We start from the raw sequence: 16,684 nt of genomic DNA, 5'->3' as shown, positions 1-16,684 counted from the left end.
GCGCGCGCGGGGTAACCCCGGACCGCGATCAGAGCAGTTCGGCGGTCTGCCTGGCGATCTGGAGCTCCTCGTCGGTGGGGACGACGAGGACCATCACGGCCGAGGCGTCCGTCGAGATGACGCGGACGCCGCGCTCCTTCGCCTCGTTGCGGGCCGGGTCGATCTCGATCCCCGCGAAGCCGAGCGTCGCCATCGCCGCCGCCCGCACGGGCGCCGCATTCTCCCCGACGCCCGCGGTGAAGGACACGACGTCGACCCCGCCGAGCTGCGCGATGTACGCGCCGGCGTAGGCCCTCAGACGGTGGACGTACACGTCGAAGGCCAGCGTCGCGGCCGCCTCCCCCGCGGCGACGCCCGCGAGGATGTCGCGCATGTCGCTGCGTCCGGCGAGTCCCGCCAGTCCGCTGCGGGTGTTCAGCAGCGCATCGAGGTCGTCGATGGTGTAGCCGGCGCGGCGGGACAGGTGCACGAGAGCGGCCGGGTCGATGTCGCCCGACCGCGTGCCCATGACGAGGCCCTCGAGCGGCGTGAGGCCCATCGAGGTCTCGACCGAGCGACCCCCGTCGATCGCGGTGACCGACGCGCCGTTGCCGAGGTGGAACACGAGCTGCCGGAGGGTCCCGAGGTCGCGCCCGAGGAAACGCGCGGCGGTCTCGCTGACGTACTGGTGGCTCGTGCCGTGGAATCCGTACCGACGGACCCGGTGCTCGGCGGCGAGCGCCGCATCGATCGCGTAGGTGTAGGCCGCCGGCGGCAGCGTCTGGTGGAACGCGGTGTCGAACACCGCCACGTGCGGGACGCTGTCGAACACGGCGCGAGCCGCCCGGATGCCGGCGAGGTTCGCCGGATTGTGCAGCGGCGCGAGCACGGCGAGCTCGTCGATCTGCCGCTCGACGTCGGCGTCGATCAGGGTCGGCGCGTAGAAGCGCGCACCACCGTGCACGACCCGATGCCCGACCGCGACCGGGGGATGCGCCTCGAGGGAGGGGCCATGCGCGGCGAACTGCGCGCGCATGACCTCGAAGGCGGCGGCGTGGTCGGGGATGGACTGTTCGTCGCGGTAGGTGGCGTCGAGCATCGTCGCCGACGGTCCGTCACCCGGCTCCGGGCGCACGGTGTGGGCGACGGGGCTGGAGTCCTGCCCGATGCGCTCGATGAGCCCGCTGGCGAGCTCGTCCTCGTGCGCCGTGTCGATGAGGCTGTACTTCAGCGAGGACGACCCGCTGTTGATGACGAGGATCGCGCTCATGCCTCCTCCCCCGCTCGCTCGTCGCCCTGGGCCTGGATCGCCGTGATGGCCACCGTGTTCACGATGTCGTCGACGAGCGCGCCGCGGGACAGGTCGTTGATCGGTCTGTTCAGCCCCTGCAGCACCGGACCGATGGCCACGGCGCCGGCGGAGCGCTGCACCGCCTTGTAGGTGTTGTTGCCGGTGTTGAGGTCGGGGAAGACGAACACGGTCGCCCGCCCCGCCACCGCCGAGTCCGGCAGCTTCGCCTTGGCGACCGCCGCGTCGGCGGCGGCGTCGTACTGGATGGGCCCCTCCACGAGGAGTTCGGGAGCGCGCTCGCGCACGAGCGCCGTCGCCGCCCTGACCTTGTCGACGTCGGCCCCTGACCCGGACTCGCCGGTGGAGTACGACAGCATCGCCACGCGGGGGTCGATGCCGAACTGCCGGGCGGTGGTGGCGGACGAGATCGCGATGTCGGCGAGCTGCTCGGCCGTGGGATCGGGGATGACCGCGCAGTCGCCGTACACGAGCACGCGGTCGGCGAGGGCCATGAGGAACACGCTGGAGACGACGTTCACCCCCGGCTTCGTCTTGATGATCTCGAAGGACGGCCGGATCGTGTGCGCCGTGGTGTGCGCGGCACCGGAGACCATGCCGTCGGCGAGCCCGAGGTGCACCATCATCGTCCCGAAGTAGGAGACGTCGGTGACGGTGTCCGCGGCCTGCGCGAACGTGATCCCCTTGTGGGCGCGCAGCCGGGCGTACTCGGCGGCGAAGCGCTCCACGAGCTCTGGGTCGGTGGGACTCACCACGTGCGCGCCGGCGATGTCGAGGCCGAGTTCCGCCGCCCGCGCGCGGATCGCCCCGTCGTCGCCGAGGATCGTCAGCTCCGCCACCTCGCGGGACAGCAGCGCCGCCGCCGCCCGGAGGATGCGGTCGTCGTCGCCCTCGGGGAGGACGATGTGGCGGCGGTCGGACCGCGCGCGTTCCATCAGGCCGTACTGGAACATGAGCGGCGTGACGACGTGCGCCTCCGCGAGCCCGAGCTGCTCGGTGAGCTCGGCCACGTCGACGTGCGCCTGGAAGAGTCCGAGCGCCCGGTCGTAGCGACCGCGCGAGTCGGCGGAGATGCGGCCGCGGGTGCCCATCACCCGCACCGCCGTGTCGTAGGTGCCGAGGTCGGTGGTGATGATCGGCACCGAGGAGGCGAAGCCGTCGAGCAGCTGGAGGATCGGGTCCGGCAGCGGGAACGGCCCGTTGAGGATGATCCCGGCGATCCGCGGGAACGTGCCGGAGGAGTCGGCGAGGAGGGCGGCGAGCAGCACCTCGGTGCGGTCTGCGGGGATCACGACCACGGCCTCGTCGGTGAGGCGCGGCAGGACGTTCACCATCGACATGCCGGCCACGACGATCGACAGCGCGACCGCGGTCAGACGATCCTCGTCGCCCTTGAGCAGCGTGCCGTCGACGGCCGACACGATGCCGCGGATGGACGGCGCGACGAGCGCTCGATCCTCGGGCAGCGCCCAGACCGGGGTGCCGGCAGGGACGACGGCCCGCACCGCGTCGACGATGGCGTCGAGCCCGTCGGGGTCGGCCCTGTTCACGGCCACCGCGAACAGCTCCGCGCGCTCCTCGGCGAGTTCCGGCAGCGCCAGGGCGGCGATCTGGCCGACGGCGGCGGCCTCCCGCGCGGTGGTCGTGCCGAGCTGCTCGGCCTGCCGCTGCTGGTCGCGTCCGCTCAGCACGAGCAGGACGGGGGCTCCGAGGTTCGCCGCGATCCGGGCGTTGAAGCCGAGTTCGGCGGGGCTCGCGACGTCGGTGTAGTCGCTGCCGACGATGACGACGGCGTCGCACTGCGCCTCGACGGCCTTGAAGCGCGCGACGATGGTCGACAGCGCGCCCTCGGGGTCGGCGCGCACGTCGTCGTAGGTGACGCCGATGCAGTCCTCGTAGTCGAGCTGGACGCCGTCGTGGGCGAGCAGCAGCTCGAGGATCTCGTCGCGCTCGGCGACCGCGCGGGCGATCGGGCGGAACACGCCCACGCGCGGCGACACGCGCATCAGCGCATCGAGCACCCCGAGGGCGATCGTCGACTTCCCGGTGTGGCCTTCGGCCGAGGTGATGTAGATGCTCCGCGACACGGCTCCAGCTTAGGCGGGCACCCCGACACCGCACCCCGCCGCTGCCGTGACAAACGCGCGCGTCACTCGCACGGGCCGGACAGCACGTCGACGACGGCCGTGGCATCCTCCTGGTATCGCGTGTAGTAGTCCCGGTCCGTGTTCACCTGCACCCGGTGGATGGCGTGCGAGGGCGCCATCGACCGCCAGTCGGGGACCCGGGCCAGGCGCTCGAAGAACAGGCGGGCCGCGGTGGCGGGATCCATCCGCTGCTCCGCGCTCCCCCACCACTCCTGCTGCTGGAAGAGGCCGATGCTCGTCGTGCGCGATCCATCCGGATTGGTCCAGCCGCGCGTCTCCCAGTCCCCGTAGTCGATGTTGCGCAGGCTGCTCTCGCCCATCGCGGTCATGACGCCGAGGATCTGGCCGTCCCGCGCGAACCCGAGCTCGTCGGCGGTGCGGATGATGGTCGCGGCGTTCTCGAGCTGTTCGCCGCTCCATCCGGCGACGCCCGCCTGGGGGAAGGTCGACGGACGGTCGAGGCAGACCGGCGCCGGATCCCTCGCCAGCCCCAGCGGGATGAGCACGAGCAGCGCCGCCCCCGCGGCCACCACGGCGGCGGACACGGCGACGCGGCGCAGGATCCGCTTCCGCTGTGCACGCCGGGCGGCGCGACGACGCGCCTCGCGGCGTCGGCGGTTGGCGGCCTCGCGCGACGCGGCGGGCCGCCGGGTCGACGTGGTCCGCGTCCCCGTCGTCCTCCTCGTGCGCGGAGCCGTCATCGTCCGACGGCGCGGCGCCGGTCGGGACGCCGTCCGGCGAGCGCGGCCCCACCGCCCCCGATGGCGCCGAACAGATGGCCCTGCCAGGACACGCCGTCCGCGACGCCGAACACCCCGGCCAGCATGGTGCCGCCGTACAGGCCGATCACGACGACGGCGATCACCGCGTAGAGGATGCGGTGCGACACGCGGCCGGGGGCGAACACCCGCATCACCACGTAGCCGAAGTACCCGAACACGAGCCCGGAGGCGCCCACGGTCAGCGTGCCGGGGGCGTTCACGAGCCAGGTCCCGAGCCCGCCGACGACCGCGACGATCACGGTGACGGCCCAGAACCGGCGCGTGCCCTCGACCGCGACCAGGCAGCCGAGCACGAGGAACGGCACGGAGTTCGCGATCAGATGCGCCCAGCTCGCGTGCAGCAGCGGGGCGAAGACGATCCCCAGGAGTCCCCCAGGATCCCACGAGCGGATGCCGAGGCCGCTGAAGGAGCCCGGCAGCACCGCGTCCGCGAACTGCACCGCCCACATCGCCGCGAGCAGGAGCACGGGCGACGCGAATCGCCGCAGCGGATGCTCGGGCCTGGCCGGCGGAGGAACGGTCACCGCTCGATTCTCGCAGGCGCACCCTGCGGCCGGCTGGACGCGGGCAAAAGAAAAGACCCTCCGCGCACCCAGCAGAGCCCGGTTACCCTTGCTGCGTTTCCGCCCTGGGGGAATTGGCCTGGATGCCGCCACGCGGAGAGCCGTCGTCCACTCTACCCGACGCCGACGGGACCCGACGACCGCAGCCCGGCATGGTCCCGCGGGCCGTGCGGAGCGTACGATCGATGCAGGCGCATCGTTGCGCCGGACGAGAGGGAACGCATGCCAGAGAACGCCCCCCTGAGCCCGGTCGCGATCGACGCCGACGGATTCGCCGCCCGGACCGCGGCCATCCTCGGCTCGATCAGCCAGGTGATCGACGGGAAGCCCGAGGCCGTGCGCAGCGCCCTCGTCTGCCTGCTCGCCGAAGGCCATCTGCTCATCGAGGACGTGCCCGGCGTCGGGAAGACGATGCTGGCCCGCGCCCTCGCCGCGACCGTCGACGCCACCGTCCGGCGCATCCAGTTCACCCCTGACCTCCTGCCCGGCGACGTCACGGGGGTCTCGGTCTACAACCCCGTCGATCGCGAGTTCGAGTTCAAGCGCGGCGCCGTCTTCGCCCACATCGTCATCGCCGACGAGATCAACCGTTCCTCCCCCAAGACCCAGTCCGCACTCCTGGAGGCCATGGAGGAGGGGCAGGTCACGGTCGACGGCTCCACGCATCGGCTGCCCGACCCGTTCCTCGTCGTCGCCACGCAGAACCCGCTGGAGATGGAGGGCACCTACGCGCTCCCCGAGGCGCAGCGCGACCGGTTCATGATGCGCATCTCGATGGGCTACCCCGACCCCGCGGCCGAGGCCCTCATGCTGCGGCAGCGTGACGTCGTGAACCCGCTGGCGACCGTGACCCCGGTCGCGGACGCCACCGCGATCTCGCAGCTCATCGCCTGGGCCCGGGCCGTGCACGTGGCGCCCGCACTCGAGGAGTACGCCGTCGCCCTCGCCCAGGCCACCCGCACCGACCCGAGCCTGCACCTCGGCGCCAGCCCGCGGGCCACGCTGCAGCTCGTCCGCGCGGCGAAGGTCTGGGCCGCGCTGGACGGCCGCGACTACGTCATCCCGGATGACATCACGGACCTGCTGATCCCCGTGTTCGCCCATCGGCTGCTCCCCGCCCGCGGCGCGCATCGGGCGGGTGCCCAGCCGGTCGAGGCGGCGCTCACCCAGATCGCGGAGCGCGTGCGCGTGCCCGTCGCGACCCGCTCCTGAGGACACCGCCATGCGCCGACGTCGACTGCTCACGCCGCGCGGCACCGGTGCGCTCATCGCCGCGCTCGGATGCGTGATCGCGGCCAACATCCTCGGTGCGCGGATCCTGCTGTACCTCGGGGTCCTGCTGGCCGCGCTCACGCTGTTCGCGGCTCTCGCCGTCCGCCTCCCCCGCCGCTCCGGAACGGTCACCCGGCAGATCTCGACCGACCTCCTCACGGTCTCGGAGACCTCGCGCGTGACGGTCCGCTTCACGCTCCGGGCCCTCCGGGTGCCGCACGGGCTGTGGCACGATGTCCTCCCCTCCGCCGTCACCGGCGACTCGGGAGGCGAATACCCCGCCGACACCCCGCGGCTCAGCTACCTCGTCACCGGCGTCCGTCGCGGCGTCTGGCCCCTGGGGCCGCTCCTGCTGCGCACCGTCGATCCGTTCGGTCTGGCGCAGCGGGAGCAGGCGTTCGGCGACACGCGGACGATCACGGTGGTCCCGGAGGTCTTCGCGCTGACCCCGCTCGCCGTCCGCATCGGCGCGGCGGGCGGCACGGCGCACACCTCCTCCACCCGGCTCGGCCAGGGCAGCGACAACCTCTCGCCCCGCGGATACGCGCCCGGCGACTCGATGCGCCGCATCCACTGGAGGGCGACCGCGCACCGCGGAGAGCTCATGGTCCGGCAGGAGGAGGAGGAGTCGAGCCCGGACGCCGTCGTCGTTCTCGACCGCTCGGGCAGCGGGTGGACCGCGAATGCCGAGGAGATCGATCCGACGTTCGAGGCCGCGGTCTCGCTGTGCGCATCCGCCGCCCTCCATCTCGCCGCCGAGGGATACAGCGTCGACGTCCTGGACAGCGCGGGCACGCTCCTCGGTGCCCTCCGCGGACACGAGGACGACCGGGACGGCCTGCTGGTCGCGCTGGCGATGGTCACGCCGCGCGGCGAGCGTCGCGACCTCGTCGCCCTGCTCGGCGGGACACCGCCCGGACCGCTCGTCTACGTGACCGGCCGACTGGACGAGGAGGACGCCGCGCTGCTCCGCCCCGCCGGCGCCGCCGCACCGCTCCTTTTCAGCACCGACCCGCTGCCGGGCGCCGAGGAGGCCGCCCGACAGCACGGCTGGACCGTGGCGCGACTGGGCACCGACGTCGCCGAGGCCTGGGACGACGCGCTCTCGGCACGGACGGGAGCCGTCGATGTTCCGGGATGAGCGGCCGCGGCCCGCCGCCGTGCCCACCGGCACCCGCCCGCGCTGGCACCGCGATCGCGAGGAGCCGGCCGGGATCCTCCCCCTCGGTGCCCTCGCCGCCCTCGCCGCACTCACCGCGCTCTGGCCCTTCACCGCGGTCATCGCCCCCGGGGTCTGGTCGTTCGTCGTGACCCTCGTCGTCGTCGCGGTGATCGGCGCCGGCATGCTCGTACGGCATCTGCTGCGCGACCGTCCTGCGACCGTCGTCGGGCTGGCCGTCCTGCTCGCGCAGCTCCTCGTGGCTGTCGGTCTCCTCACCCTGCTCCTCGCGGGAGACACCGCCGTCGCGGGGGTGGTGCCGACGTCCGACACGCTCACGCTGTTCCAGGCCCTCGGCTCCGCAGCGGTCCAGGAGATCGTGTTCGGCTCGGCTCCGCTGGAGGCCTCCCCCGGGCTCGCGGCCGCCCTGGGTGCGGGCTTCGCCCTCGTCGCGATCCTGCTCGACCACCTCCTCGCCCACCGGGCCGCCGTCCTCGCCACCGTCCTGCTGGGGGCCGTCGGCGCGGTGCCGATGATCGTGACGCTGGGACCGCCGAACGTGGCCTGGTTCGCCATCGCGGCGGTCGTGGCCCTCCTCCTGTTCCGGGTCACGGCGCGACGGCACCCCGAGTCCCCGCGCCGCGCCTCGGCGGGTGTCGCGGTCCCCGTCGGCGCGGCCGCCATCGCGACCACGCTCCTCGTGACCCCGCTGCTCCCGGTCGCGTCCAGCATCGCCGGGACCGGGGTCGGCGTCACGGTCGACGCCTCCCTGCGCCTGGGCGACGACCTCCGACAGCCGAGTCCGGTCGAGGTGCTGACGGTGGCCACCGAGGCGGATACCGCTCCCTACCTCCGCCTCACGACGCTCTCCCGGTTCGACGGCCGCGTCTGGCAGCCGGACCGCGGCGACCTCCAGTCCCAGGCGGACGGGTTCGGCGACGCGGAGTGGAGCGAGGACGTGACCGCCGCCGAGCAGACGACCTCGATCCGGGTGCTGCGGATGTCGAGCTCCTGGCTGCCCGTGCCGTATCCGGCCACGGACGTGCAGGGGCTCAGCGCGGCGTGGCGCGTCTCGCCCGAGAACCGCACGTTGTTCTCCCGCCGCGCCGACGCGGTCGGCAACGACTACACCGTGACCTCGCTCCGCGTGACGCCGACGCTGGAGCAGATCCGTGCGACGGAAGCGGCCCCGCCCCGCGAGACGGACCAGGACGAGGAGGTGGAGCTCCCGGCCATCATCCCCGAGCTCGCGGCCGAGGTGACCGCGGACGAGGAGACCGACTACGACCGGCTCGTCGCGCTGCAGGACTGGTTCCGGTCGCAGTTCGAGTACTCGCTGGAGACGCCGGTCGACGAGGGCTTCGACGGCACCGGCGCCGACGCCGTGGCGCGATTCCTCGAGGAACGCTCCGGATATTGCGTGCACTTCGCCGGCTCCTTCGCGCTCATGGCCGAGAGCCTGGGCATGCAGGTGCGGATCGTGGTCGGATACCTCCCCGGTTCGCCCACCGACGAGAAGCGCGGTGACGAGTCGATCTTCTCGGTGTCGAGCGACCAGCTGCACTCCTGGCCCGAGGTGCTGTTCCCCGGCATCGGCTGGGTGCCTTTCGAGCCGACCGCCTCGCTCGGTGTCCCCACGGCCTTCCGTGCCGGCACCACCGGTGCCGGGAGCAGCAGCGGCCCGGCGACCCCCGCACCCACGACGGCTCCGCAGACCGAGGAGACCTCCGGGCCGGAGGTCGACCGGAGGGATGCGGATGCCGGCTCGACGGACTCCGGGGAGCTGCGCCGACTCGACCCGACGCCGGTCCTCCTCACGACACTCGGTGTCGTGATCGTGCTCCTCCTCCCCGCCGTCGTCCGGCTCCTCGAGCGGCGCCTCCGGATGCGTCGCGCCGCCCACGGAGACGCCGCCGCGGCGTGGGCGGAGCTGCGAGACACCCTGATCGACCTCCGGATCCCCGTCTCGGACGCGGAGAGCCCGCGGATACGTGCCGCCGGGCTCGTCAGGGAGGCAGGTGCGGACGAGGCCGCGTTGGGCCGGTTGGTCACGGCGGTGGAGCGCGCGAACTATGCGCGCACGTCCGCCGCTGCCGACGACCTCGCCGTCCCCCTGCGGGCCGTGCTCGTCAGCCTCCGCGCGCACGTCGCCGGGGGGACTCGGGCCGAGGCGCTGCTGTTGCCGCGGTCGCTCTATGCGCCGCGGGGTTCCGACTCCCGACTCCTGGTCTGACGGTCGGCAGGCGCCGCGGTCAGAGGTGCGCGGCGGACGGCTCCGCGTGCGTCGGGCAGGCGACCGCGTCGCAGTCCGCACAGACGACGAACTGCGCCCGGCAGGAGGGGTCGGGGCAGTTCGCGGTGCGCTTCGTCGCCGCCCCGCATCCCGCGCAGACGCCGATCACCCGCGCGTGGTCCGAGAAGTCGACGGATCCGCGCCCGTCGAAGACGTAGAGCGATCCGTCCCAGAGGCCGTCGTCGCCATAGGTCTCGCCATAGCGGACGATCCCGCCCTCGAGCTGGTAGACCTCACCGAAGCCGCGGGACACCATGAGGCTCGACAGCACCTCGCAGCGGATGCCCCCGGTGCAGTAGGTGACGACGGGCTTGCCCTTCAGGTCGTCGTACACGCCGGAGTCGAGCAGACGCACGAAGTCCCTGGTGGTCTCGGTGTCCGGCACGACGGCGCCGCGGAAGCGTCCGATCTCCGCCTCCAGCGCGTTCCGGCCGTCGAAGAACACGACCTCGTCCCCGCGCTCGGCGACCAGGGCGTGCAGCTCGTCGGGGGTGAGGCGCGCCCCTCCGCCGACGACGCCGTGCGCGTCGACCCGCAGCTCGTCCGGGGCGCCGAACGACACGATCTCGTCGCGCACCTTCACGCTCAGCTTCGGGAAATCGAGGCTGCGGCCCGCCTCGTCCAGTCCGGTGCCCTCGCTCCACTTGATGTCGGTGTCCCGGAAAGGGGCGTAGGAGCGGAACGAACGCGCCCACTTCTTCAGAGCCGGGAGGTCCCCGCCCAGTGTGCCGTTGACGCCGTGCGACGAGATCAGGAGCCGTCCGCGCAGCGCCAGCGCCTCGCCGAGGTCACGCTGCCAGACGCGGATGGCCTCCGGATCGGCGAGCGGGGTGAACGCGTAGAAGAGGACGATCTTGGGGGTGGCCACCCAGGAATCCTACGTCGCCCCCCGTCGCGCTAGCTCACGTCCCGCCGCAGGAACACCACCGCTCCCGCCCCGACCGCGAGCAGGATCCAGCCCGCCGCGATCGGCACCGCCGCGGGCCCGAGCCCCTCGCCCGCGGGGATGCCCAGGGCGGCCACGTCGAACCGGAAGGCGTCGAGCAGGGCGGGAAGCGGCAGATAGACGGCGCCGGCGCTCCAGAACATCGCCGCGAGGAGGCCCACCCCCATCGAGAGGGCGGCGACGAAGAGCGCCGCGAGATGCGCCTGCACGACGATGCCGACCCCCAGACCCCACAGCGCCGCGGCCGCACCGAGGGCGACAGCCGACGCGACGGCCGACGCGTGCACGGGGACGCCGCCCAGGGTGACGAGAAGCGCCGTGTGCCCGCCGACCACCGCGGCGACCGCCACGACCGCGCCGCCCAGCGCCGCGGCGGGCACGCGGACGACGAGCATCGCCCACCGGGACTCCAGCATCAGCCGCTGCGCGACGACGCCGTCCCGCCGGTCGATCGTGTAGCGGAAGGAGCCGTAGACGGCCGCGAGGATGCCGGCGTAGGTCGCGAGCACGGCGTCGAAGGGGGCGACGAGCTCCTCCCGGGCCGCCGACGGGGCCTCGGCGAGCTCCGCCGGGATGCTCGTCGCCAGGGAGAGGGACAGCAGGAAGGCCGCCAGCGCGACCCCGAAGAGGACGACGTCCCCGGCCGCGCCCCGCGCCTGTGCCCGCAACGCTCGACCGATCACGCGACGCTCCGGCGTCCCCGGACGGCGGCGAGCGCGACGAGGCCGACCGCCCACGCCGTCCCGATGGCGAGGGCGGGCGCGAAGGCGAGCAGTCGGCCCTGGTACTCCGGCACGCTCAGCGCCGCGATGGCCATGCCGGGAGAGAACCGCGCGATCTCGGGGGCCGTCCGCAGCATCGCGAACTCCAGCGCCATCGGGAAGACGAGGACGATGATCGCCGTCGCGTAGTAGTTCCGGGTGATCCAGCCGATCGCTCCGCCGATGAGGGCGCCGAGGACCACGCCGCCCAGAGCCCCCGCGACGATGCGCCCCGCCTCCGCCGTGAACACGAGGCTGAGCCCGTGCCGGGCGAGGAAGACCGAGATGCCGAGCATCCACAGCAGGACGACCACCACGGCCAGCGCGAGGGCGATGACGACGCCGGCGACCAGCTTCCCCGGGAAGGCGCGGCGGAACCCGACCGCCGTGAGCGTCCGGTCCATGGAGCCGTAGTAGTACTCCCGCGTCACGGGGTACGCGCCGACGAACGCCGCCGAGATGACCGACCACGCGAGCGGCTCCAGCAGCCGGGCTGTCGCCGCGCCCGCGTCGAGGCCGTCCACCGCGAGACGGGAGCCGTCGGAGAAGAGCACGAAGGCCGGCATGAGGACCGCGACGAGGTACACGGCCAGGATCGACAGCCCGCTCACCGCGCGCAGCAGTTCGCCCCGGATCACGCCGCTCATGCGGGGGCTCCTTCGACGAGATCGAAGTACCGGCTCTCGAGCGAGTCGGCCCCGCCCGTGACGAGGTCGTCCAGCCTCCCGGCGAAGAGCGCGCGTCGTTTGATGACGACCACCTCGTCCACGACCTGTTCGAGCTCGGAGAGCTGATGACTGGAGACGAGCACCGTGCCGCCCCGTTCGGCGAAGCCGCGGAGGAACCCGCGCAGCCAGCGGATGCCGTCGGGGTCGAGACCGTTGGCCGGCTCGTCGAGGATGAGCGTCCGCGGCGCACCGATCAACGCCGCGGCCAGGCCCAGCCGCTGCGCCATGCCCGTCGAGTAGGTCTTCACACGACGGCGCGCATCGGCGGCGAGGCCCACCTCGTCCAGCACCTCGTCGACGCGGCCGCGCGGCGCACCGGCTGCGAGTCGGCAGATCTCCAGGTGCCGTCGCCCGGAGATGCCGGGCTCGAAGCCGAACCCGTCCATGTGGACGCCGACGTGCGCGGCCGGGTTGTCCAGCGCCCCGAACGGCGCCCCGTCGATCACGGCCTCGCCGTCGGTCGGCCGCACGAGACCGACGATCGCCCGCAGCGTCGTCGACTTCCCCGCGCCGTTCGGGCCGAGAAGCCCCACGATCGCCCCGCGGGGCACCGCGAACGACAGGTCCTCGACAGCGGTGCGGCGTCCGAACCTCTTCGTGAGGCCGCGTACCTCGATGGCGTGCTGATTCATGGTCATCCTCTCTCCTCCTCGCTCGTGAGAGCTGCCAGCGGCGACGCGACCGCCGCCCAGAGCGCCTGCCAGAGCGGCACCGTGCCGAGCTCCACGCGCGCCTGTCCCGCTGCCGGGAGGGCGCTGCGCTCCCCCGACACCTCCACCTCCGCCACGGCCGTCGCCGGGATCGATGCCCCGGGCGTCCTGACCGGGAAGAGCGCCTCGACCGGCACCTCGATCTCCGTCGCAGGTCGGGTCCTGATCGTCCCCTCGCCGCGGTACTCGCTGGCGAGGATGCCCCGCGTCGACAGGACGACCGGGGCGCCGTCCGGGATGCGGGTGCCGGGATCCCGTCCGCCCCGCACCAGGACCACCCGGTCGTCGTCCACGGAGAACCCCAGCACCGCGGCCGTCGGGACCGGGACGAGGATGCCGGCGGCCACGATTCCGGCCGCGAGCGCGGCGGTCACGCCGGCGAGGCGGAACCGCGAGGCACCGGATCGCCACACCTGGAGCAGAGCGCGCACCAGGAGGAGGACGCCCGCCACGACCACGACGGCCTCCAGAGCGAGCACGAAGAGGCTCGCCGCCGGGCCGGCTCCGTCGAGCAGCTGCGCGGTCCGGACGACGGCGAACAGCACCATGACGACCGGGGCCGCCAGGCAGCAGAGACCGAACGGCACGCTCCACCACCGCTCCAGCGCCCGCGGCTGCCGCGGCGCCCCGAACACGAGGCGGGCGAGGAAGCCCGCGCCGTCGCGGATCGACCTCCTCCGGAGATTCGGCTCGTCCAGGGCGCTCATCAGGGCGAGGTACCCGTCGAAGCGCACGAAGGGGATCAGGTTCACGAGCACGACGACCGTGCAGGAGATCGCGAGGAGCAGCAGTGTCTCGCGGGCCGCCGACGACGGCAGGGCGAGAGCGGCGAGCATCGCCACCGCCGCCACCGTGGCGTGGACCGCGGGGCCGGCCAGGGCGATCGCCACACGATGCCGGCGGTCGGGGAGCCGCCAGCCGTCCGTGACATCGACGAAGAAGGCGGGCGTGAGGTACAGGAGCATGAACCCCGCGCGCCGCGGCCGGCCTCCCAGCCGGGTGAGGGTGAGCCCGTGCGCGGTCTCGTGGACCAAGGTCGCGAGACCGAGCGTCACGACGACGAGGGCGAAGCCGGCGAGCGGCACCGGACGGGCGAGCACGGCACCCAGCTCGCCGAGGTGCAGGGCCGCGCCGACGATCCCAGCACCGACCACCGCGGCGACGATCGCGAGGACCGCACGGCGCGGGACGGGCACGACCACACGGTCGAGACGCGCGAAGAGCGCGGACGCGCGGAGGGTCGCGAACTGCACGGTGAACGGCGGTCGATACGTGACCCGGCCGGGCAGCCGGGACGCACCCCCGTCCAGGAGCCCATTGTCGCGGAAGCGCTCCATCAGTCGCAGCACGCTCTCGTCGGTCTCCCCCGCCGCGAAACGGGCGCGCAGCGCGGAGACCGCGGTGCGGCCGTCCATCGCCGTCAGCAGGTCGACGACCGGTCGGGACAGCCGCGCCGACGGCACGCCCTGGACAGTGGCGAGCCACCCGGAGCCCTCCGCCGTCGGCTCGAACGCGACGCCGGCGGCCAGGGTCGGACACGACTCGGCGGTGAGGGCGTCCCGTCCTCGTCCGCGACGTCGCCGCACGGCTCGTGGTCCTGCCGTCGTCATCGCCCGCCCCTTCCATCCTCGGCGCGGGTGGTGGTGAGGAGGAGGATCTCCACGCCGACGGGCGTCCGCACCGGGGACGTCTCGGGCGCCGCGAAACCGGCCTCGACGAGTTCGTCGGCCAGGAGTCGGGGGTTCAGCACGTGCAGGCGACTCGTAAGGACCGGCACCTCCGCGCGCGGGGCGATGTCCGCGAGGCGGACCCAGTTGACCAGCCGCACGGCGCCGTCGTCCTCGACCTGCTGCGCGAAGAGGTAGGGCTCGTCTCCCGCGCTGCCGGGGACTGTGATCTCGCGGTCGGTCGGGAGAGCGAGAGCGTCCGCCGACGCCCCGTCCGCGATGGTAAGGGCGAAGACGCCGGCGGAGGCCAGATGACGTCGAACGCCCGCGTAGAGACGCGCCCGGTCTTCGCGATCGAGCAGCGTGATGGAGGTCGCCCCGAGGACGACGAGGCCGAAGTGCTCGCCGAGCGCGAGGTCGCGCATGTCCGCCACGACGCACTCGACGGTCGCCCCGTGCGGCACGGCGCCGCGGAGGCGCGCGTGCATGTCCGCGGAGAGATCGGCCGCCGTAACGCGATGCCCCGAGCGTGCGAGCGGGATCGTCAGCCGTCCGCTTCCCGCGGCGAGGTCCAGGACGGGTCCGGGGACCGCACGCGCGAGTGCCAGGACTTCGCGGATCTCCGCCCGGTCCGGGCCGACGAGCCGGTCGTAGAAGTCGGTGCCGGCTCCGGCGTACAGGTCTTGTGCCCTGGCGGTCGCGCCGACGAGGTCGAGCCGTGCCGCCACGGTCTCGGTGATCAGGGACGTCATCCGTGCATCGCCTCTCCTCGGCTGGATGGTCGGGGGGTGCGGGCGGACGATCCCGCCCGCACCCGCTGTCAGGTCGCGATGGCGGCGGCTCCGCCGATGATCGCGATGATGTAGCTCGCGTGCTCCCACCACTCGAGCGGGGTGTCGATCTGTTCGAGTTCCAGGAACTCCAGCGACGTGGACTGCACAGTGCACCTCCTAGGTCAGAGCGAGAATTCCGATGATCACGCCCACGGCGAAGCCGCGGATGTAGTCATCGGCATCGCCCGGCGCGTCCATGGCCTCGAGTTCGGTGAACTCGAGCGCCGGCAGTGCTGCGGTCATGCGTCCCTCCTTCCTTTCTCCGATCGGGTGCTGCCGGACGGCATCACGTGGCGGCTGCCGCACCGATCCCGATGAGGACCAGCGCGCCGATCACGCCCTGGTAGAAGCTGTCCCAGCTGGGCGCCTCCATCGGGTCGAGCTCCTGGAACCGGATGCTCATCTCCGTGCTTTCGTTCATTCCCATCACCTCCTCTCCGCTGCTCGGGCCGGCGATCGCCGACCGGGGACGGGCTCCACCGGGAGTCGTGGAGCACAGCGCGGACGTCCGCGGCGCGGACTCCGCGCAGCATGGGGCGGTGATCCCCCCACGCCGTCTCCACGGCGGCGGCGATCCGATCGATCTCCCGTGCGCTCGGGCGCGGCGGTGACGGGAGCCCTCCCTGGTCGACGACGGCGGCGATGCCGGCGGCCGGGTCACGAGGCAGTGCCGTCCCCGCCGCGACGCCGGCCCAGAAGGCGTCGAGGCTGGCGCGGTCGCCCCAGCGCGGATCGCCCGCACCGATCCGCCGCCAGACGGCGGCGATGACCGCCGCCGTGGCCGTCATCTTGCGGACGCCGAGATGGAAGGCGACCTCGTTCGCGAGGTACCAGTGGCGGGCGCTGTACGGATCGGGCCCGCGGAGGGCGGCCGTGCGCTGGGTCGCGGCGCTGAGCCGCGCGAGGCGCAGCCGTCCCGTCGTCGACATCACGTCAGCCGAGGCCGCCTCGAGCAGCGCCCGGCCGAGGAGCCGCGCGTCGCGGTCGGCCCGCGCCGTCCGTGGACTCGTCGAGGCGCCGGCCACCCGGAGGAACGCCTCCAGCGCTCCCTCTCGCACGGCAGCGGGGGTGAGCGTGGCGAGCTGGTCGGGATCGAGGACGGCGTGGCGCGGACGCAGCGAGCGACCGACGAGGAGCCGGGCTCCGCAGCGGTTCCGGAGGATGGCGACGCTGTTCGTCTCCGACGACGTGCCGAGCGTCGTCGGCATCGCGACGATGTCGACCGGCGGAGGCGCGTCGGGCAGGATCGTGAGCGCCGAGGTCTCCGCGTGCCGCAGGGCGAAGTCCAGGAGGCGTCCGGGGCTGAGCGCGAGGGCCGCGATCTTGCTCGCATCGAGGACGCTTCCGCCGCCAACGGCCACGATGACCTCGGGCGGTCGTCGGACGAGCTCGTCGGCGATCAGGACGACGCCGAGCTCGTCCGCCCCCGAGGCGTCCACCGTCATCGTCCGGGCGGACGCTGCGGAGGGAAGGGGGTGCGCGACGGCCGCGTCGGCGATCACCAGCGTGTCGCGTCCCGCTGTCAGACCCGCCAT

16 protein-coding genes, 1 other RNA gene and 1 pseudogene are annotated in these 16,684 nt (G+C 73.3%); 3 read left to right on the top strand and 15 right to left on the bottom strand.

Annotated elements, in window-relative coordinates:
• Window positions 1–28: 28 nt before the first annotated feature.
• From BV453_RS03410 to ffs, 5 genes are all read right to left on the bottom strand, one after another.
• Complete coding sequence (locus tag BV453_RS03410) at window positions 29–1,249, bottom strand: acetate/propionate family kinase (RefSeq protein ID WP_249520888.1); 1,221 nt, start codon at window positions 1,247–1,249, stop codon at window positions 29–31.
• The gene (gene pta, locus BV453_RS03405) at window positions 1,246–3,375 is read right to left on the bottom strand and encodes a phosphate acetyltransferase (protein WP_249520887.1); all 2,130 of its coding nucleotides are present in this window, start codon (window positions 3,373–3,375) and stop codon (window positions 1,246–1,248) included. Before pta ends, BV453_RS03410 begins: the two co-directional genes overlap by 4 nt.
• 62 nt (window positions 3,376–3,437) lie before the next feature.
• A complete protein-coding gene (locus BV453_RS03400; protein WP_249520886.1) occupies window positions 3,438–4,136 on the bottom strand; it encodes a hypothetical protein in 699 nt (232 codons plus the stop codon).
• Window positions 4,133–4,741: a rhomboid family intramembrane serine protease gene (locus BV453_RS03395; RefSeq protein WP_249520885.1), complete on the bottom strand. Its 609-nt coding sequence runs from the start codon at window positions 4,739–4,741 to the stop codon at window positions 4,133–4,135. The genes BV453_RS03400 and BV453_RS03395 overlap by 4 nt, the downstream gene beginning before the upstream one ends.
• A 48-nt stretch (window positions 4,742–4,789) precedes the next feature.
• Window positions 4,790–4,886, bottom strand: an RNA gene (ffs, locus tag BV453_RS03390) — signal recognition particle sRNA small type.
• Window positions 4,887–5,002: 116 nt separating this feature from the next.
• Here ffs and BV453_RS03385 point away from each other — a divergent pair.
• The 3 genes from BV453_RS03385 to BV453_RS03375 are packed head-to-tail and all read left to right on the top strand — an operon-like array spanning window position 5,003 to window position 9,444.
• Window positions 5,003–5,992 carry a MoxR family ATPase gene (locus BV453_RS03385; RefSeq protein ID WP_025104247.1) on the top strand — a complete coding sequence of 330 codons (990 nt, stop codon included), beginning with the start codon at window positions 5,003–5,005 and terminating at the stop codon, window positions 5,990–5,992.
• 10 nt (window positions 5,993–6,002) lie between these two features.
• Window positions 6,003–7,193 carry a DUF58 domain-containing protein gene (locus tag BV453_RS03380; protein WP_249520884.1) on the top strand — a complete coding sequence of 397 codons (1,191 nt, stop codon included), beginning with the start codon at window positions 6,003–6,005 and terminating at the stop codon, window positions 7,191–7,193.
• Window positions 7,180–9,444 carry a DUF3488 and transglutaminase-like domain-containing protein gene (locus BV453_RS03375; RefSeq protein ID WP_249520883.1) on the top strand — a complete coding sequence of 755 codons (2,265 nt, stop codon included), beginning with the start codon at window positions 7,180–7,182 and terminating at the stop codon, window positions 9,442–9,444. The genes BV453_RS03380 and BV453_RS03375 overlap by 14 nt, the downstream gene beginning before the upstream one ends.
• Window positions 9,445–9,463: 19 nt before the next feature.
• On the opposite strand, the gene BV453_RS03370 is transcribed toward BV453_RS03375, so the two are convergent.
• The 10 genes and pseudogenes from BV453_RS03370 to mpaC form a co-directional block, all read right to left on the bottom strand.
• A complete protein-coding gene (locus tag BV453_RS03370; RefSeq protein WP_249520882.1) occupies window positions 9,464–10,372 on the bottom strand; it encodes a rhodanese-related sulfurtransferase in 909 nt (302 codons plus the stop codon).
• 29 nt (window positions 10,373–10,401) lie between these two features.
• Complete coding sequence (locus BV453_RS03365; RefSeq protein WP_062765034.1) at window positions 10,402–11,133, bottom strand: hypothetical protein; 732 nt, start codon at window positions 11,131–11,133, stop codon at window positions 10,402–10,404.
• Window positions 11,130–11,858 (bottom strand): ABC transporter permease, encoded by a 729-nt coding sequence (locus BV453_RS03360; protein WP_126893322.1) that lies wholly within the window; start codon window positions 11,856–11,858, stop codon window positions 11,130–11,132. The genes BV453_RS03365 and BV453_RS03360 overlap by 4 nt, the downstream gene beginning before the upstream one ends.
• Window positions 11,855–12,571, bottom strand: a complete 717-nt coding sequence (locus BV453_RS03355) for an ATP-binding cassette domain-containing protein (protein WP_249520881.1) — start codon at window positions 12,569–12,571, stop codon at window positions 11,855–11,857. Before BV453_RS03355 ends, BV453_RS03360 begins: the two co-directional genes overlap by 4 nt.
• Window positions 12,572–12,573: 2 nt before the next feature.
• On the bottom strand, window positions 12,574–14,259 hold the full coding sequence (mpaP, locus tag BV453_RS03350) for a daptide biosynthesis intramembrane metalloprotease (protein ID WP_249520880.1): 1,686 nt from the start codon (window positions 14,257–14,259) through the stop codon (window positions 12,574–12,576).
• Complete coding sequence (gene mpaM, locus BV453_RS03345; RefSeq protein ID WP_249520879.1) at window positions 14,256–15,068, bottom strand: daptide-type RiPP biosynthesis methyltransferase; 813 nt, start codon at window positions 15,066–15,068, stop codon at window positions 14,256–14,258. Before mpaM ends, mpaP begins: the two co-directional genes overlap by 4 nt.
• 68 nt (window positions 15,069–15,136) lie before the next feature.
• Window positions 15,137–15,256, bottom strand: coding sequence for an MpaA3 family daptide-type RiPP (mpaA3, locus tag BV453_RS16715; protein WP_301178377.1), 120 nt, complete (start codon window positions 15,254–15,256; stop codon window positions 15,137–15,139).
• A 10-nt stretch (window positions 15,257–15,266) separates the two neighbouring features.
• On the bottom strand, window positions 15,267–15,392 hold the full coding sequence (gene mpaA2 / locus BV453_RS16550; RefSeq protein ID WP_257721411.1) for an MpaA2 family daptide-type RiPP: 126 nt from the start codon (window positions 15,390–15,392) through the stop codon (window positions 15,267–15,269).
• A gap of 43 nt (window positions 15,393–15,435) precedes the next feature.
• Window positions 15,436–15,522 carry an MpaA1 family daptide-type RiPP gene (gene mpaA1 / locus BV453_RS16955; protein WP_374209022.1) on the bottom strand — a complete coding sequence of 29 codons (87 nt, stop codon included), beginning with the start codon at window positions 15,520–15,522 and terminating at the stop codon, window positions 15,436–15,438.
• A 121-nt stretch (window positions 15,523–15,643) separates the two neighbouring features.
• Window positions 15,644–16,684 (bottom strand): annotated as a pseudogene (gene mpaC / locus BV453_RS03340) (daptide-type RiPP biosynthesis dehydogenase); the annotation flags it as partial.

It is taken from the genome of Microbacterium sp. ER1, assembly GCF_023383675.1.
GTDB lineage: Bacteria > Actinomycetota > Actinomycetes > Actinomycetales > Microbacteriaceae > Microbacterium.
Note: the sequence above shows the minus strand (reverse complement) of the source record. Positions and strands in the feature narration are given on the sequence as shown.

Excerpts from the sequence above, each read along its gene's own strand:
- BV453_RS03410 (WP_249520888.1), bottom strand. The coding sequence starts at position 1,249 with ATGAGCGCGATCCTCGTCATCAACAGCGGGTCGTCCTCGCTGAAGTAC.
- BV453_RS03400 (WP_249520886.1), bottom strand. The coding sequence starts at position 4,136 with ATGACGGCTCCGCGCACGAGGAGGACGACGGGGACGCGGACCACGTCG.
- BV453_RS03385 (WP_025104247.1), top strand. The coding sequence starts at position 5,003 with ATGCCAGAGAACGCCCCCCTGAGCCCGGTCGCGATCGACGCCGACGGA.
- BV453_RS03380 (WP_249520884.1), top strand. The coding sequence starts at position 6,003 with ATGCGCCGACGTCGACTGCTCACGCCGCGCGGCACCGGTGCGCTCATC.
- BV453_RS03375 (WP_249520883.1), top strand. The coding sequence starts at position 7,180 with ATGTTCCGGGATGAGCGGCCGCGGCCCGCCGCCGTGCCCACCGGCACC.
- BV453_RS03360 (WP_126893322.1), bottom strand. The coding sequence starts at position 11,858 with ATGAGCGGCGTGATCCGGGGCGAACTGCTGCGCGCGGTGAGCGGGCTG.
- BV453_RS03355 (WP_249520881.1), bottom strand. The coding sequence starts at position 12,571 with ATGAATCAGCACGCCATCGAGGTACGCGGCCTCACGAAGAGGTTCGGA.
- mpaP (WP_249520880.1), bottom strand. The coding sequence starts at position 14,259 with ATGACGACGGCAGGACCACGAGCCGTGCGGCGACGTCGCGGACGAGGA.
- mpaM (WP_249520879.1), bottom strand. The coding sequence starts at position 15,068 with ATGACGTCCCTGATCACCGAGACCGTGGCGGCACGGCTCGACCTCGTC.
- mpaA2 (WP_257721411.1), bottom strand. The coding sequence starts at position 15,392 with ATGACCGCAGCACTGCCGGCGCTCGAGTTCACCGAACTCGAGGCCATG.
- mpaA1 (WP_374209022.1), bottom strand. The coding sequence starts at position 15,522 with ATGGAGGCGCCCAGCTGGGACAGCTTCTACCAGGGCGTGATCGGCGCG.